This window comes from Streptococcus mitis (genome assembly GCF_000722765.2).
Lineage (GTDB): Bacteria > Bacillota > Bacilli > Lactobacillales > Streptococcaceae > Streptococcus > Streptococcus mitis_AQ.
In genome coordinates this window covers 597224-612764 of sequence record NZ_CP028415.1, presented here as the reverse complement: position 1 = coordinate 612764, position 15541 = coordinate 597224, and the positions used below count along the sequence as shown (strand labels likewise).

Below are 15541 nucleotides of genomic sequence, written 5' to 3'. Positions count from 1 at the left end.
AAATAATGGTGAATGCTGTGAATTTTTTCAACTATTTATTTATGTTTTTCTTTTGAAAATTGGGAGCCAACTGAAGTTCTTTGCTTAGTTTTACTAGTCATTTGCTCAGTTACCTTGCCCACCATTTTTGACTTAAAATGAAAGATAATTTGAAAAAAATCCATACTTCCACTATAACATAGACAAGCTACTTTGACTAGCATTTTCACTTGAATCTGAGGCCTTTTGGAAAATAATTTTTCAAAACATTTCCCGTCACCTTAGCAAAGCCCAACCCATTTCCTTGAACCAAAACTTGGTACCAACCATTTGGCAGACTTTCTGCCAGCTGAACAGTTTCTCCAGCGGCATACTTTACAAACGCTTCTTGGTCAATTTCAACCGACTGCTTGACCTGACTCGGTTTCAAGGCTAGGCCAAGAGCGAAACTAGGTTCAAAGCGTTTCTTCTTAAAGGTACCCAGATGCAAACCATTGCGAGCAATCTTGAGTTTCCCTAAATCTGGCAAAAGTTCTGGCAGGAGATAGAGTTGGTCACCAAAAGTCTGCAAGATTCCCCTTAGATTGACCTGCAAATGTTTTTGGGCAAATTCCTGCCACAAGGCAACTTGTTCTCGACTGAGATTGCTCTTACTTGCCTTAAATTTAAGAGCTGGATTGTCACCTTTAAATTGTAAATGCGCGACAAACTGACCCTCTCCCTTAAAATGATGAGGGTACATCCGAGCCGTTTCTGGCAGATCAATACCAGCTACCATTCCATTGATATGTTCAACTGGCAACAAGTCAAAATCATACTCTTCCAGCAACCACTTGACAATCTCTTCGTTTTCCTCTGGTGCCCAGGTACAGGTCGAATAAACCAAGCGACCACCTTCAGCTAGCATGGTTACTGCATCTTCCAGAATTTCTCTTTGCAAGTTAGCGCATTGACTCGGATAATCTAAGCTCCAATAGTCCATAGCATCTGGTTGCTTACGAAACATTCCTTCACCAGAGCAAGGGGCATCAAGAACGATTAAGTCAAAATAGCCTTTGAAGACCTTAGCCAAACGATCAGTAGATTCATTGGTCACCACGACATTCGTCGCTCCAAAGCGCTCCATGTTTTCTACTAAAATCTTAGCCCGTTTGCTTGAAATTTCATTGGAAACAAGGAGACCCTCCCCTGCTAGATAGGCTGCCAGCTGAGTTGATTTTCCACCCGGTGCAGCAGCCAAATCCAAGACTTTCATACCAGGACTGGGCAGGGCTACCTGAGCAACCATCTGGGCAGCGGGTTCTTGCGAATAAACCAAACCAGTAGCATGCTCAGGCGATTTCCCTGAAACCTTCCCGTAGTGGCCCCAAGGAGTTTGAGGAATGGCATCAGGAAAAGAAACTGGCGCTTCTTTTAAAGGATTGACCCGAAAGGCCGAAACCGCTTCCTCCTCAAAAGAGGCAAGAAAATCTCTTGCCTCATCTCCTAGTATCTCTTCATATTTTTTAACAAATCCTTCTGGAAATTGCATCTAAGTTCTTTTCCTTTCGTAAATATAGGACTGAATTTCCTCCTGCATCTCAAGAGGTAACATCATGACCGGTTGTCTAGTTTGAAAATCAAGAGGTTGACCAGAAAGGGTCACAACACGATAGCCCAGACTTTCCCCTAAAATACTAGCCGCAGCATAATCCCATGGTTGCAGATAGGTGACATAGGTCAACAAACGCCCTGATAAAATCTTGGCAAAACTAATGGCCGCACTCCCATAGACACGAACACCGAGGACCGCACGAGCCAAATCAGCCAGTCCCCATTCATTGGTTTCCAGCATCCCACTATTTCCTGCAATGAGAAAATCTCCAAGGGGTTTTGCTTTAAAGGGAGCTAGGGGATGATCATTTCTACAAACTGGAAACTTACCACCACCGTGATAACAATCCCCCTTGACTACATCATAAATCAGGCCAAACTGGCCCTGACCATTTTCAAAATAAGCCATCATGACAGCAAAATCTTCCTGCTGGGCGACAAAGTTATTAGTACCATCAATCGGATCAATAACCCAAACCTTGCCCTCTTGAACCGAAGCTCTCAGACAACCTTCTTCAGCACAAATCTTATCCTCAGGATAACAGGACAAAATCTCACTAACCAAGAGTTCCTGAACTTCCTTGTCCAGTCTGGTCACCAAATCTGTTGGAGAGGACTTGGTTTCAACACACAAGTCTTCCTGCATATGGTCAAGAATGTACTGACCTGCTTTCTTAACAAGCTCTTTAGCAAATTCAAATTTACTTTCCAAGAGAAATCTTCCCTTCCCCTTTTTCCTTGGCAGCCTGAACTGCTCGATAAAGCGAATAGCCACTCACTGTTTCAAATTCTCGTCCCAAACGTTTCTCCTCACTCTTGCTTGGCACGACCGCTTTGAATCCCTTATAAGAGTCCAGTAACTTTTTAGCCTCTACCTTGTCTTCATAAGCAGCTTCAACATCATTAAAAAAAGAAAGCACTGAAGCAAGTTCTTCAGTGCTCCACGACAAATCTAGTGGGTAACTATACTGTTTGTTCATTAACTAATACCAGCTCTCATTCTTGCTTCTTTTAGTTCTTGCTTACGATAACTACGAGAGAGAAAAGCACGAATCTCATCTTCATTAAAACCGATTTGCATGCGCTTGGCATCAATAATAATTGGACGACGCAAAAGACTAGGATACTGCTCAATCAAATGAAGCAATTCCGATACCGAAATACTCTCTACATCAATATTCAATTTTTGAAAAATTTTTGAACGAGTTGAAATGATGTCATCAGTACCATTTTCGGTCAAGGAAAGGATGTGTTGCAATTCTTTTCTTGTTAAAGGGCTGGTCATGATATTGTGTTCCACAAAAGGTACCTTATGTTTCTCTAACCAGGCCTTAGCCTTACGACATGATGTACAACTCGGTGATAGAAATAGTGTAATCATGCTTTTCTCTTCTTATCTATACTTTACTACTTCTATTATACAAAAAAATAAAGCGCTTGACTAGGGATTTTTAGAAAAAAAAGCCTATTTTTTCAAGAAAAATAGACTGTTTGCGAACGACTGACTCTGTTTGGATTTGATTAATTCATTCTTAGGGACTTATATAGGGAAGTATTGGACAAACAAAAAAGAACGCCACAATCTTGCGACATTCTTTTGATTTTGAACAACTCTTCTAATCTCGGTAGTAATAATCTTCAGCCCTGTCTGATTTCCCAAATTCTTCATAGAACAGGCGATCTTTGGATGAATCTGACGCACCATGGGCAGTTCCTGCTGGTATAAAGAGTACAGGCGTTGTTGCTCGTCTTCCAATCTCAAATCGCTTTCCAACGGCTCCTTCCTGGTTCTTGGACAAAAAGATTCGTTCATATTTATTGACTAAGCCAGAATCGTGAATAATCAAGTTTTTAGGTTTTGAACCAGTTGTCGACCAACTACCTGCTACCAGAGACATTTCATCCTTTTGAGGATGTTGAACATATGGATTGCCCACTACAGGTTCGCGACTTGAACTCTGACTTGTTTCCTGATCAGTAGCATTTTGAGAGCTTGTATTATCAAAAGTTGTTACGCCATCTGATTTTCTGTAGAAAAACTTATCTGATGGAATAATTGGCTTGTTTGAGAAAGCTATCCGATCCTTACTGCTATCTGACCGACCACCATGAGGGTCGCTTGGTGAATTAGCCGGATAAACAAGGACACTCTCTTCTGTTCTTTCAACAATCAGTACAGGTATATCTATTGTCTCAGATCCTATCTGCAAGCGATCTCCGTTACTCATACTGCCATCTGGTTTGATAGTGATTTCTTCACCCGCAGCATTAACCCATGTATCTGCTATTAGATGCAGATTTCCATTCAAGATTTCTGGTTCCTTAAATGGACGTCTCGTAGCAATCATATTGGTAGGGTAACGATTTGTTTTAGGATCTATAATATCCGCTTGCAGTATAAAACCAGTTTTACCTTCTACATCAATTTGGTACCAAATATGACCTCTATCTTTTCTCTCCCCAGCAACCGAATTAGAAGCGGTTATTCTTTGATTCTTGCTGAGTTCCGTAATCACTTCTGAATCATAGAGAGGTTCCTTACGTACCGTAGCCTTATCGGCAGTGACTTTCAATTCCATAGGTTGCTCCAGCTTGTAAAGATAGACTGTTGGTTTGTCTTCTTTACCATCTGTCAAGATGAGATAACCGTTAGGGTCCTTGTAGCCATAAAAAGTATAAGACTGATCTTTATAGTCGGTTTCGATGCGGTCAATCTCTTCCTGAGATATAGAAAGCGATACCTCAACTTCAGGTAGGACTGTTGTTTTAGAGTATGACTTTCCAACGACATAGGTTTTGTCTAGCTCGTAATCAATAGTCGTGACCTTCGTGTCCCCTACATACTTTTTAATCGTAAATTGACCTTTCATTATTCCACCACGATCACGGCCATGCAACATCTCTTTTCCATCTCTTACAATAATGGCCTGACCATTATAACCAAGATCAATGGTTCCAAATAAGGGCATCTCACCTGATAAATGTTCAATCGTTCCAAAAGAACGATACCACTCATCAAAATTGTCCTTTTCAAGAGAATTCGCAATATCAATCTGATCCATTACCTCTGAAGAGGATTCCTCCTTCTTTCCACAAGCACCTAAAAAAAGCAAGGCAACTAGGAAAACGATACTATATCGTAAATACTTTTTCATCTTTTTCAAACCTTCTCAATGATTCCTTTCTGATTGTATCCATTTTTTATCCACCAAATAATAGCCAAATAAGACCCATCCAAAGATGTAGACAATATAACCTAAACCAGGACGACCATGTTGAAAGTCAAAATAGCATAGTTGGTAAGTGTAGACACTGTTTTATTCATTGTAGCAAGTAAATTAAAACAATACAAGAATGATGATAGTAGCATGATTATAATAAAAATTGTCACATATATTTTTTATTTCAAACATAGAGAAATCCTTTTAAGATACTTTCCTAAAAGGATTCCTTTTCTCATACAGATTATACTCTCTTGGATTTATTTCAGCCAGTAACTTACTAGCGAATCCATTTACCTGAGCCATCTACACGGTAACCATCTGGTGTACGTTCATTAACAGCCATCTTACCGTTAGCTTTAAGATAGTAATCGCCTACCCAAGTATTGCGGGCATAACTTCCTTCTACCGTTAAGTAGTAATAGGCTCCATAATTTCTGTCATAAATCCACTCGCTCTTGGCCATTTTACCATTCGATTTGAGATAGTAATTTCCAATCCAAGCATTTCGAGCATAGCTTCCATTCGATGTTAAATAGTAATATGATTTGTAGTATTTATCATAGATCCACTCGCTCTGAGCCATTTTACCATCAGATTTGAGGTAATAATTCCCAATCCATGAGTTTTTTACATATCCTGATTGAGCTAATATATAGTACCAGGCCCCATAATTTTTATCGTAAATCCACTCTTGCTGTGCCATTAAACCACCAGGTTTAAAGTAGAAATTCCCAAACCATTTATTTTCAACCAAGTTACCATCCGAATCTACATAATATACTCCTCTTCTATCAGAACTGCGAATATATTCGTTTCTTGCTTTAACTCCATTTTTATAGTATGAATTACCGAACCAGCCATTTTTTGCCTGTTCGATATGAGTACCTGTTCCAACCATTTTATGGTCTTGGATGGTAACAATCTCAGTGTGACCATAATAACGATAGTAACCATACGGAGGCTGTTTCCAATCTCTCAAAACAATTCGATACTCGCCATCCGCAAAAGCATTCAAATTAGCCTGATTCATATCATATTCCCTTGTCACGCTTGGTTGACTAGGTGTAAAAATAGCATCAGCTAATCCAGGGAACTTTTCAGTCACTTGAGTTTTAACATTAAATAAGAAGAAGGGAATAGAAACCTCATTCATTCCTTCCGGGAAGGTATCAATACTAGCTGTAATCTTTAATTTTCCCGAACTTGTATCTTGACTCAAATTCATCTGTACTTTTAAATTCTTAACTTTAGAAGGATCATAGTCGGATTTAGCAATGTTAGGAGTGTCAGCCATTACTTCCTGAACGTTAACGAGAGCTGTAGAGCCTACGACTAAAATAGACAAGGCCGAGACTAATACTGTTTTCATTTTCATCATAAATTACCATCATCTCCTACTAACGAATCCATTTACCTGAACCATCTACTCGATAGCCATCTGGAGTTCGTTCACTAACGGCCATCTTACCATTAGATTTAAGGTAATAATCACCAATCCAAGCATTACGTGCATAACTACCTTCACCTGTTAGGTAATAGTATGCTCTATAATTTCTGTCATAAATCCATTCGCTCTTGGCCATTTTACCATTTGCTTTGAGGTAATAGTTACCGACCCAAGAACTACGAGCATAGCTACCTTCACCAGTCAAATAGTAATAGGCTCCATAGTTTTTATCATATACCCACTCATTTTGTGCCATGTAACCGCCAGATTTGAGGTAGTAATTGCCCACCCAAGCATTTTGAACATAGTTACCCGCAGCATCGATATAGAAGTAAGACTTATATTGGTAATCATAGATCCACTTGCTGTAGACCTTGTTGCCATTTTGGTAGTAAGAGCTACCTGACCAGCCATTTTTTCCAGAAGCTGTGCTGCTAGTAGTAGAATGTGTTTGAGCTTGAGAGCTTTGAGACTGGGCTGTAGCTTGTCTTCGTCCACCGATGCTGATAATTTTATGATCTTTAATTGTCACAATTTCAGACTGTCCGTAGTAACGGTGTTCATAGCGAGGAGCACCTTCTGTATCCTCTAATGTATCAGAATACACAATCCAATAATCTCCATCTGCTAAAGATATCAAATTATCATTATTCCAATAAAACTCTCTTGAAACTGACAATTCATAAGAAGTGAACGACATATTTGGTAGAATATATTGATGAAGTTCACCAGTGTTAACATTTTTAAAAAAACCAAAAACACTACTAATAGAATTACTGTATACTCCTCTAGGTAAACTATCAATCGTAGCCGTGATATCTAATTTCTCTAATGTAGGATGCTGTTTTAGTGTAATTTTCACATCATGTTTTTTAATCCCCACGATATCACTCGAATCTGCATGAACAACCTGTGATGAGAAGGGCAGGTTTCCTTCTGTATCAAGAACTGTAGTAGCTCCTAGTGCTGCTACCGCTAAACTAGCAAACAAAACTGGTTTGAATTTCATAGACAAACTCCTTTAAATATTATTCCCCTATACTATAGCATACTTTTCCTACTAGTGAAGAAAAACGACGAAAAAAATAGTTTTTTGCCGAAATCCCTTACAAAACTTCTCAATATCGTATCTTTTTGTTGTTTTTTTCTTATCTAGTTGAAATAGTGTATAATAAAGTAAAATCACAAGGAGATTAGTAAAATGGAAATAAACTTTGGTTCAGTTATCAAACAAATCCGAGAGGAGAGAGGCTTTACTCTAAAAGAAGCCGCTGGTACTGCTATTAGTCCCAACAACCTCAGTAAATTTGAAAAAGGCATCACAACCGTCAAGGTTGACACCTACTTCAAAATCCTAGAAAATCTCAAAATCCATGATGCCCATGATGTTATAATGTTGTTTATGCGTTATCAGTATCAGGATCCTTCACTTTCCGAAGCTATAAAAACTGGGCTCACAACACAAACTAAGATTCTAGAATTGATTCAAATATTAGAATCTGATACCTATTGCACTGATCATGCCTATATCCAATCTTTAGGCATGTTTAGAAATAGGGAGAATTTGTTGAAAGAAGATTGGACTATCCTCAATCGGGCTAAGACTGCCTTATTTCATCTAAACTACTGGCTTCCAAAGGATTACACCTTATTTGCACTTTTAGTTAAATATTTTGACTTTCCTACAGAAACACTTCAACAAATTGCAAAAACAGCTCTTGCTTTGCTAAAAGAAACATTTGTTGATTTCAAACAAAAACGAGATCTTCTATTGACACTCTCAGACATCATCCGAACCTATTCTCGAAATGGGCATTACCAACTTGCCCAAAATTTAGTGGACAAAATTGATGTATATAGAATTAATGAATTACATCCCCTAAAAGTAGTATTGCAAGAAGCATTTCTTTTCATTAAAATGCAAGAATGTTATAATTTGCTCAGACAAGATAAGAAGGAGGGAATAGAACTGGCAACTCAGATTTTAGCCTATCTGGACAGTCTGAATGGTCTTTTCCTGGACCAAACTATTTCTCAATTGAGAGACCTCTTCTATCAACAAGTCAAAATGCTCAATAAAACTGGAATTGATTGGCCATAAACTCTGGGCTGAGTTGCTACTGGCAGGTAGAGGCAGATTCGATAAACAGGGAAGAAGTTAGAAAAACAGCCGATATAGCTGCAGTTAGGAACCAACTGTGACTATATCGGCTGTTTTTATTGATGAAGCTTCATCCAAATTTTCACTTCCTAGAACTTTTCAGATAAAGATAGCCAAAAAAGCTTTCATAGAGGGCAAAAAAGAGGAGGAAGGCATGGAGGAAAAAGGTCTCTGGCAAAATCAGAATAACTGGATCCTTGGCTGGGTCAAAAAGCCAAGTATCATCTCCCACAAATAGAATTTGATGGAAAAGAGTAAAGAATTGGTCAAAACCAATCAAAACTCCCCCAAGACCAATCAACACAGGCAAGACTACTAAAGCTAGGAGACTTTTACAAAAGAGAGGCAAAAAGCCCTTTTTTACAATCCTATTGACAAAGAAATAGAAACTTGGCAGTGTCACTAGGGCTACTAGTTGAACAAAGTGAAAGAGATTCTTGACCACTGCAAAGTGGTGCAGACCAGCTGCTGACGAACGAAAATCAGGCATCTTCAAGACCTGACTAAAAGGATTGGTCAGATAATTCATCAAGATATGAAAGTTGTATTGAATGGTTTCTGGTTTTAGATAAACTCGATTTGTTAAGTTCAGCCACTTGATTTCCAGCGGATAAAAAATCCAAGCCAAATAAATGGTCAAAAGAATTGAGAGGGAGAGGAGAAAGAGCATAGAGCCCCAAAAGGTCAGTTTAGTTTTCATCAAAATCCCACTCCGCAAGGCTAGAAACCACATGAGTCGGTGCGATTGGCAGGTCTGCTACTTCTTCTGCCTTGGTAAAACCTGTCGTCACCAAGAGCGTTGGAATGCCATTATCAATCCCAGCTCGAATATCAGTCAAGTAATTGTCCCCAACCATGATTAATTCTTCACGTTCCAAACCTAAGTGCTCAACCGCCTTATCCATAATGATGGCATTTGGTTTCCCAATATAAACAGGCTTCACTCGTGTTGCCACTTCAAGAAGGGTAATCAGTGAACCAGCACCAGGCAAAAGACCGCGTTCTGTCGGGATATTGAGGTCAGGGTTGGTTCCGATAAAGTGAGCACCCTTTTGAATCGCAAGAGTTGCTGTGGCAAATTTTTCATAGTCAACTTGCCAGTCCAGGCCTACTACCACATAGGCCGGATTTTCCTTATCTTCGACATAACCAGCCGCCTTGATGGCTTCCTTAAGCCCTGCTTCTCCGATGACATAGACGGTCTTTTCAAGCCCCAAGTCGTTCATATAGTCGATAGTCGCCAAAGTCGCTGTGTAGACAGTCGATAGGGGCGTATCGATATTAAAATTCTGAGCCAACATCTCCTGAACACTCTTAGGAGTACGGGTTGTATTATTTGTTACAAAGAGGTAGGGAATATCACGCTTTTGCAATTCATGGACAAAAGCTTCTCCTGCTGGGATTCTGTCTTTCCCCTTATAAATGGTTCCGTCTAAATCAATTAAATAGCCTTTATATTTCATCTATTTCTCCCTAATCCTTTTTTATTTCTTGCCAAGTGATGATAGCTTGGGCATTGGTAGCCCCGTCACTTGCAATCTCATGCTTGCTTTCCAGTCCAGACCGTTCAACAGCCGATGTGATCACCCCACCTGGTCGAACTTCCTTGACATACTTGAGATTGATTTTCTTGGGAATATACTGGGTCAAAAAGTCCGCTCCCATAACCTCAAAAATCCAGTCCAAGTATTTACTGTTATTGACATGGCCATTCATATCTAAATCATAAAAACGGACATGGTAATCCTTACTGATTGGCTCTTCCAAAGGTTCATACTTTGGCCCACGGATAAGTTTTTTATCAAACTCAGACTGGTAAGGAGCCACAATCTCAGGTTCGACAGCATGGACTTTTCGACTATCTCGATCCATGAGAACAAAGGTCGCCAACATGCGAATGATTTCTTGACCTGATTCATCATAGATAGTGAAACGGCGATAGCAAAAGAGTCGATTATAGCTCAGGGCTTCCGTTTCGATAGTGATTTCTTCTGCAAAACGAGGCAAACGAACCACCTCGATATCATAGTCTGTGATAATCCAGACCAGATTATGCTCTTCTAAAATAGTCTTATCACTCACTCCCAGTTCAATAGACTGCATCCCTGAAACTTGAAGGGATAGCAATATCACATCTGGAAGTTTGATATGACCGTTCATATCAGCCATATCAAAAGGAATTTTCATTTTCATTTGATAAGTTAAGCCCATCATCCTACTCCAAAATAAATCGTTCTGCTACGGTGTCTCCTAAAAAGAGACCTCTTTTTGTCATGCGAACTCGGTCACCCTCTATTTGCATGAGACCTTGTTGAACCAAGTCCTTGACAACTTCTCCATAAAGTCCATCAAAAGACCGTCCAAATTTTTCCTCAAACCGCGCCATAGAGACCCCTGATTTCTTGCGGAGGCCTAGGAACATTTCTTCTTCCATTTGCTCCTTTTGACTCAGGTGCTCTTCTGTGATGCGAGCATTGCCTTCCTCAACTGCATTGAGATAATGACGAATGGGACCATGATTCTTATAGCGCACTCCATCTACATAACCAGATGCCCCAGCACCGATGCCATAGTATTCAGCATTGTCCCAGTACATGAGATTGTGGCGACTTTCAAAACCGGGTTTGGAGAAATTAGAAATCTCATAATGCTCAAAACCAGCTCGCTCCAGCTCTGCGATGATGTACTCAAACATCTCAGCCTCAAGTTCCTCCTTAGGCAGAGGCAATTTCCCTCGTCGCATACGGTTCATAAAGACCGTATGATTTTCCAAAATCAAACTATACAAACTCATATGGGGAATATCCAGCCCAATGGCCTTAGCCACATTATCCTTAACTTGCTCCATAGTCTGACCAGGCAGTGCATAAATCAAGTCAATAGAGATATTGTCAAAACCAGCCAGTTTCAGGCGGTCGATATTTTCATAAATGTCCTTCTCCAAATGACTGCGCCCAATCTTTTTCAGCATTTTGTTATCAAAAGTTTGCACACCTAGCGAAACACGATTGACAGCCGAGTTTTTCAAAACAGCTATCTTATCTTCATCCAAGTCGCCTGGATTGGCTTCAATAGTCAACTCTTCTAAGGCAGACAAGTCCAAGTTTTTAGTCAAGCCATCCAATAACACCTCCAGTTGCGAAGCTGACAAAGCTGTCGGCGTTCCACCACCGATATAGAGGGTTCGCAACTTTTGAATATCATAAGAACGAAACTCTTCTAACAGATGCTCTAAATAGCTATCAACTGGCTGATTTTTGATAAAAACCTTTGAAAAGTCACAATAATAACAAATCTGGGTACAAAATGGGATGTGCACATAGGCTGACGTTGGTTTTCTCTGCATAGTACTTATTATACCACAAAGACAGGCTAGGAGAAAAAAATCACCATCCCCAGATACATAGTCCGTCCAGAGATGGTGATGGTTTATTCTTCTGTTATGTCAATAACAATCTCTTCTGATTCATCAAGAGTTTTGGCCTTTTCTTGCCATTGCTCCTTGAGATTATTAAATCGATCTTTTGATGCTTCTGTCGCTTGACGAGCACATGATTTGGCTTGAGCAAGGACACTGTCCATAGTGATTTCACCTGACTCAACCTGTTCTTTGGTTTTCAGAACAAAATCTGTAGCCTGCTCCTTGACTTCTGTCAGTTTTTCACAGACCTGCTCCTTGGCATACTCAGGATCTTCTCTCAAATCATCTAGAAAATCTTGAGCCTGACTGCAAACTTGTTTACCCTTGTCGCTTGTTAAAAACAAGGCAAGAGCTGCACCTGAAACGGTTCCTAAAAGGATTGAGGATAGTTTACCCATAAGAATTCTCCTTTTTTATTTTTTGAAAAATTTACTTGCAAGACGAAGAGCTGACAAACTTGCACCAGTCTTAATAGTTTTTGAACCAGCCGATGAAGCTTTCTTACTCAAGACACGCGCATGGTCATTGAGGTCGGAAACAGATAGAGATAAATCTGCAACAGCACTAAATAGTGGATCAATCGTTGCCACCTTGACATTGATATCATCTGCCAAGACATTGACCTTAGCCAGCAATTCATTGGTATGATGCAAGGTCACATCCACATCTGAAGTTAAGGTTTTAATCGTCTTCTCTGTTTCATCGATAACACGTCCAAGCTTTTGTACAGTAATGATTAGATAGACTAAAAAGACAATCAAAGCTAGGGCAACAAGAATATATGCAACTTCTAACATTTAGTTTTCCTCCTCTGAAATATAGTAAGGGGCCTTCTTTCGATTTTGATATAGAATGATAAAAATACCCAGTCCGATAAGGACAACTGATAGCCATTGAGACACTCGAAGACCAAAGAACATGAGGCTATCTGTTCGCATGCCTTCAATAACCATACGACCGAAACCATACCAAATCAAGTAGAAAGCAGTGATATGACCTCGTCTAAGGCTCTTCCATTTTCGTCTGAATATCAAAATCAAAGCAAATCCAAGTAGATTCCATAGAGACTCATAAAGGAAGGTCGGTTGACGGTAACTTCCCTCAATATACATCTGGTCGCGGATAAAGCCAGGTAGATAATCCAAATTATCCACCGCTGCACCATAAGCTTCTTGGTTAAAGAAATTACCCCAGCGCCCCAAACTTTGGGCAATCATGACGCTAGGCGCAGCAATGTCTAGAAAATCCCAAGTATTGATGAGTTTACGATCAGCAAAGATGTAGAGCACAAGGGCACCAGTTATCAAACCACCATAAATGGCCAAACCACCATTCCAAATGGCAAAAATCTCTCCCAAGTTCTGACTATAGTAATCAAAACGGAAAATAACATAGTAGAGACGAGCTCCTAAAATAGCCAAGGGAAAGGCTATCAAGATAAAATCTAAAATATCGTCTGGTATGATCTTCTTTCTAGGTGCTTCTTTCATGGTCAAATAAACCGCAAGAATCAAGCCTGTCACAATACACAATGCATACCAACGAATGGCTAGAGGGCCTAGATGAATAGCAATTGGATCAAGCATTAGGCACCTCGTTTTGAGCAATGAGATTGGTCAAGCGTTCTTCGAACAAACGCGTCGCATCAAAGCCCATTTCCTTGGCACGATAATTCATGGCAGCAGCCTCAATCACGACAGAGATATTACGACCTGTTTTAACTGGAATACGAATACGAGGAATAGATACGCCAGAAATTTCAAGTTCCTCTGCATTGTTTCCAAGACGATCAAAGGTCTTATGTGTATCATAGTTTTCCAAGTAAACAGCCAGCTGGACTTGTGAAGAATCCTTGACGGCACTCGCACCGTAGAGGCTCATAACATCGATAATCCCAACCCCACGAATTTCAATCAGATGTCTCAAAATTTCAGCCGGTTCACCCCAAAGAGTAATCTCGTCCTTGGCAAAGATATCGACCCGGTCATCAGCTACCAAACGGTGACCACGTTTGACAAGCTCTAGACCTGTCTCACTCTTACCTATGCCACTATCGCCCTGAATCAAGACACCCATACCATAGATATCCATCAAGACACCGTGCACACTGGTCCGTTCTGCTAAACGTGAATCCAGATAACTAGATAACTCCCCAGATAAACGACTGGTTGCCGTACGGCTGGTTAAAATGGCAATCTTACATTCTCTGGCTGCCTTTAGCATCTCCTCTGGAACCACCAAACCACGAGCAACAATGACCGCAGGTGTCTCAGGTAGAAACATTTTTTTCAATACTTGGTAACGGTTGTGAGAGGACATCGAAACGAGATAGGACCACTCCTTCATTCCCAAGAGCTGGATTCGCTCAGGCGTATAATAGTCAAAATAGCCCGTCATTTCAAGACCAGGTCGCGTAATATCCGCTGTATTGATTTCCTTTTCAAGCAATTCTGGTTCGCCATAGACAATGTCTAGTCTAAGCTTTTCAATCACTTCTTTTACTAAAACCGACATCATTTCCTCCTTCAAATAAGTTCTTCTCTCTATTATATCAAATTGTAGGAGGATATTTGAGATTTTTGCAGGCTTTGGAGTATTTATTTAAAAGAAAAAGACTAGATTTCTCTAGCCTTTCATTTCTAATTAGAATTTTTTACGTTTACGAGCTGCTTCTGATTTACGTTTACGTTTTACAGAAGGTTTTTCATAGAATTCACGTTTGCGTGTTTCTTGAAGAGTACCAGCTTTAGTAACCGCACGTTTGAAACGACGAAGTGCGTCGTCAAGAGATTCATTCTTACGTACTACTGTTTTAGACATTTTTTTCACTCCCTTCAAGTTCAAGATCTATTCTATTCTACACGTAAAAGGAATAATTGTCAAGAAAAAACTGCCATAAACTTATATTATCTTCAATTTTAATCTTGTTTAATCTTGTTAAAATTGATTAACATTTATAGATGGAAATGATATAATAGTGGCACATATTGATTAGCAAAAATTAGTATTATTTAGAAGTGAGTCTATAACATGAAAAGAATCATAAAAATTTACCCTGTGGTCAGTATTTTAGTTGTAATTTGTTTATTGCTAGGAATTCTTACTACCTTTTGGGGAAGTGTAATGTATGACTTATTTGCATTTCATTCAAAGCCAATTTATTGTTGGCAATACTTTAGTGGTACATTTATACATGGAAGTAAAGAAGCACCAGTATGGTTTATATGGTTTCATTTAGTTTTAAATACTTTAATGTTACTTCCTTTTGGTGGGCTATTGGAGTATAAAAGGGGATCAAAATATGTATTTTTCGTTTTTATTACTTCTATGGTAATATCTTCAATAGTATTCCATCTATTAACACAGAATCAAGACATTCAAGCATCGGGTATCTCTGCTATTGGCTATGCTTTTGTAACGGGTGGGGTGATGAGTATGTTTAGTATATGGAAAAATTTCAATTTAGGATTAAAACTATTTTATATCCTTCTAATCGTTCTATCTCTCACCATGCTTCTACCAAGTATAACAGGCTGGATTTCAACCTTTCTTCACATGTCAGGAATTGCCAGTTATATCATGGTTTCCAGCATCAACAACTATCGACTGTCTTAATAAAAATCGTATAGTATCATAAAAAATAGTCAATACGATTATATCACAGTTTACAGACATTTAATAATTTTCTATTGGATACCTTTTTATGAGAAATATCG

The 15541-nt window shown here is 39.4% G+C and carries 18 protein-coding genes; 2 read left to right on the top strand and 16 right to left on the bottom strand.

All coding sequences use genetic code 11. From position 1 onward, the window contains the following. Nucleotides 1-205: 205 nt before the first annotated feature. The 7 genes from SK637_RS03380 to SK637_RS03350 all read right to left on the bottom strand — a co-directional run bounded on the left by SK637_RS03380 (nt 206) and on the right by SK637_RS03350 (nt 7252). A complete protein-coding gene (locus SK637_RS03380) occupies nt 206-1510 on the bottom strand; it encodes an RsmF rRNA methyltransferase first C-terminal domain-containing protein (protein ID WP_033688478.1) in 1305 nt (434 codons plus the stop codon). Further along, a complete protein-coding gene (locus tag SK637_RS03375; protein ID WP_033688476.1) occupies nt 1511-2284 on the bottom strand; it encodes an inositol monophosphatase family protein in 774 nt (257 codons plus the stop codon). Next, entirely contained in the window at nt 2274-2552 is a 279-nt protein-coding gene (locus SK637_RS03370) for a UPF0223 family protein (RefSeq protein WP_001041961.1), read from the bottom strand. The genes SK637_RS03375 and SK637_RS03370 overlap by 11 nt, the downstream gene beginning before the upstream one ends. Then, nucleotides 2552-2953 (bottom strand): Spx/MgsR family RNA polymerase-binding regulatory protein, encoded by a 402-nt coding sequence (locus tag SK637_RS03365; RefSeq protein WP_033688471.1) that lies wholly within the window; start codon nt 2951-2953, stop codon nt 2552-2554. The genes SK637_RS03370 and SK637_RS03365 overlap by 1 nt, the downstream gene beginning before the upstream one ends. A 235-nt stretch (nt 2954-3188) precedes the next feature. After that, complete coding sequence (locus SK637_RS03360) at nt 3189-4727, bottom strand: DUF6287 domain-containing protein (RefSeq protein ID WP_033688469.1); 1539 nt, start codon at nt 4725-4727, stop codon at nt 3189-3191. A gap of 346 nt (nt 4728-5073) precedes the next feature. Continuing rightward, nucleotides 5074-6174 carry a PspC-like choline-binding domain-containing protein gene (locus tag SK637_RS10325; protein ID WP_050489871.1) on the bottom strand — a complete coding sequence of 367 codons (1101 nt, stop codon included), beginning with the start codon at nt 6172-6174 and terminating at the stop codon, nt 5074-5076. Between the two features lie 19 nt (nt 6175-6193). After that, the gene (locus SK637_RS03350; RefSeq protein WP_033688468.1) at nt 6194-7252 is read right to left on the bottom strand and encodes a PspC-like choline-binding domain-containing protein; all 1059 of its coding nucleotides are present in this window, start codon (nt 7250-7252) and stop codon (nt 6194-6196) included. Nucleotides 7253-7444: 192 nt separating this feature from the next. Between SK637_RS03350 and SK637_RS09740 the strand changes: the two genes are divergently transcribed. Next, on the top strand, nt 7445-8344 hold the full coding sequence (locus tag SK637_RS09740; RefSeq protein WP_033688466.1) for a helix-turn-helix domain-containing protein: 900 nt from the start codon (nt 7445-7447) through the stop codon (nt 8342-8344). 142 nt (nt 8345-8486) lie between these two features. Here SK637_RS09740 and SK637_RS03340 read toward each other — a convergent pair whose 3' ends face one another. The 9 genes from SK637_RS03340 to rpsU all read right to left on the bottom strand — a co-directional run bounded on the left by SK637_RS03340 (nt 8487) and on the right by rpsU (nt 14645). Continuing rightward, complete coding sequence (locus SK637_RS03340; protein ID WP_033688463.1) at nt 8487-9104, bottom strand: TIGR01906 family membrane protein; 618 nt, start codon at nt 9102-9104, stop codon at nt 8487-8489. Continuing rightward, nucleotides 9094-9867, bottom strand: coding sequence for a TIGR01457 family HAD-type hydrolase (locus SK637_RS03335; RefSeq protein WP_033688459.1), 774 nt, complete (start codon nt 9865-9867; stop codon nt 9094-9096). Before SK637_RS03335 ends, SK637_RS03340 begins: the two co-directional genes overlap by 11 nt. A 10-nt stretch (nt 9868-9877) precedes the next feature. Further along, nucleotides 9878-10615 carry an acyl-[acyl-carrier-protein] thioesterase gene (locus SK637_RS03330; protein WP_033688678.1) on the bottom strand — a complete coding sequence of 246 codons (738 nt, stop codon included), beginning with the start codon at nt 10613-10615 and terminating at the stop codon, nt 9878-9880. Nucleotides 10616-10619: 4 nt separating this feature from the next. Further along, the gene (gene hemW, locus SK637_RS03325) at nt 10620-11750 is read right to left on the bottom strand and encodes a radical SAM family heme chaperone HemW (protein ID WP_033688456.1); all 1131 of its coding nucleotides are present in this window, start codon (nt 11748-11750) and stop codon (nt 10620-10622) included. 83 nt (nt 11751-11833) lie between these two features. Continuing rightward, nucleotides 11834-12223, bottom strand: coding sequence for a YtxH domain-containing protein (locus tag SK637_RS03320; RefSeq protein ID WP_033688454.1), 390 nt, complete (start codon nt 12221-12223; stop codon nt 11834-11836). 15 nt (nt 12224-12238) lie between these two features. Continuing rightward, nucleotides 12239-12622: a DUF948 domain-containing protein gene (locus tag SK637_RS03315; protein WP_000895039.1), complete on the bottom strand. Its 384-nt coding sequence runs from the start codon at nt 12620-12622 to the stop codon at nt 12239-12241. Next, the gene (gene lgt / locus SK637_RS03310) at nt 12623-13411 is read right to left on the bottom strand and encodes a prolipoprotein diacylglyceryl transferase (protein ID WP_000886651.1); all 789 of its coding nucleotides are present in this window, start codon (nt 13409-13411) and stop codon (nt 12623-12625) included. It lies immediately after the preceding gene. Then, nucleotides 13404-14339, bottom strand: a complete 936-nt coding sequence (gene hprK / locus SK637_RS03305) for an HPr(Ser) kinase/phosphatase (protein ID WP_000115157.1) — start codon at nt 14337-14339, stop codon at nt 13404-13406. Before hprK ends, lgt begins: the two co-directional genes overlap by 8 nt. A gap of 129 nt (nt 14340-14468) precedes the next feature. Further along, a complete protein-coding gene (rpsU, locus tag SK637_RS03300) occupies nt 14469-14645 on the bottom strand; it encodes a 30S ribosomal protein S21 (protein ID WP_000048054.1) in 177 nt (58 codons plus the stop codon). A 210-nt stretch (nt 14646-14855) separates the two neighbouring features. Between rpsU and SK637_RS03295 the strand changes: the two genes are divergently transcribed. Further along, nucleotides 14856-15440 carry a rhomboid family intramembrane serine protease gene (locus SK637_RS03295; RefSeq protein WP_033688452.1) on the top strand — a complete coding sequence of 195 codons (585 nt, stop codon included), beginning with the start codon at nt 14856-14858 and terminating at the stop codon, nt 15438-15440. Nucleotides 15441-15541: the final 101 nt, after the last annotated feature.

Excerpts from the sequence above, each read along its gene's own strand:
- rpsU (WP_000048054.1), bottom strand. The coding sequence starts at position 14,645 with ATGTCTAAAACAGTAGTACGTAAGAATGAATCTCTTGACGACGCACTT.
- SK637_RS03365 (WP_033688471.1), bottom strand. The coding sequence starts at position 2,953 with ATGATTACACTATTTCTATCACCGAGTTGTACATCATGTCGTAAGGCT.
- lgt (WP_000886651.1), bottom strand. The coding sequence starts at position 13,411 with ATGCTTGATCCAATTGCTATTCATCTAGGCCCTCTAGCCATTCGTTGG.
- SK637_RS10325 (WP_050489871.1), bottom strand. The coding sequence starts at position 6,174 with ATGATGAAAATGAAAACAGTATTAGTCTCGGCCTTGTCTATTTTAGTC.
- SK637_RS03360 (WP_033688469.1), bottom strand. The coding sequence starts at position 4,727 with ATGAAAAAGTATTTACGATATAGTATCGTTTTCCTAGTTGCCTTGCTT.
- SK637_RS03340 (WP_033688463.1), bottom strand. The coding sequence starts at position 9,104 with ATGAAAACTAAACTGACCTTTTGGGGCTCTATGCTCTTTCTCCTCTCC.
- hemW (WP_033688456.1), bottom strand. The coding sequence starts at position 11,750 with ATGCAGAGAAAACCAACGTCAGCCTATGTGCACATCCCATTTTGTACC.
- SK637_RS03315 (WP_000895039.1), bottom strand. The coding sequence starts at position 12,622 with ATGTTAGAAGTTGCATATATTCTTGTTGCCCTAGCTTTGATTGTCTTT.
- SK637_RS09740 (WP_033688466.1), top strand. The coding sequence starts at position 7,445 with ATGGAAATAAACTTTGGTTCAGTTATCAAACAAATCCGAGAGGAGAGA.
- SK637_RS03295 (WP_033688452.1), top strand. The coding sequence starts at position 14,856 with ATGAAAAGAATCATAAAAATTTACCCTGTGGTCAGTATTTTAGTTGTA.
- SK637_RS03335 (WP_033688459.1), bottom strand. The coding sequence starts at position 9,867 with ATGAAATATAAAGGCTATTTAATTGATTTAGACGGAACCATTTATAAG.
- SK637_RS03350 (WP_033688468.1), bottom strand. The coding sequence starts at position 7,252 with ATGAAATTCAAACCAGTTTTGTTTGCTAGTTTAGCGGTAGCAGCACTA.
- SK637_RS03370 (WP_001041961.1), bottom strand. The coding sequence starts at position 2,552 with ATGAACAAACAGTATAGTTACCCACTAGATTTGTCGTGGAGCACTGAA.
- hprK (WP_000115157.1), bottom strand. The coding sequence starts at position 14,339 with ATGTCGGTTTTAGTAAAAGAAGTGATTGAAAAGCTTAGACTAGACATT.
- SK637_RS03330 (WP_033688678.1), bottom strand. The coding sequence starts at position 10,615 with ATGGGCTTAACTTATCAAATGAAAATGAAAATTCCTTTTGATATGGCT.
- SK637_RS03380 (WP_033688478.1), bottom strand. The coding sequence starts at position 1,510 with ATGCAATTTCCAGAAGGATTTGTTAAAAAATATGAAGAGATACTAGGA.
- SK637_RS03320 (WP_033688454.1), bottom strand. The coding sequence starts at position 12,223 with ATGGGTAAACTATCCTCAATCCTTTTAGGAACCGTTTCAGGTGCAGCT.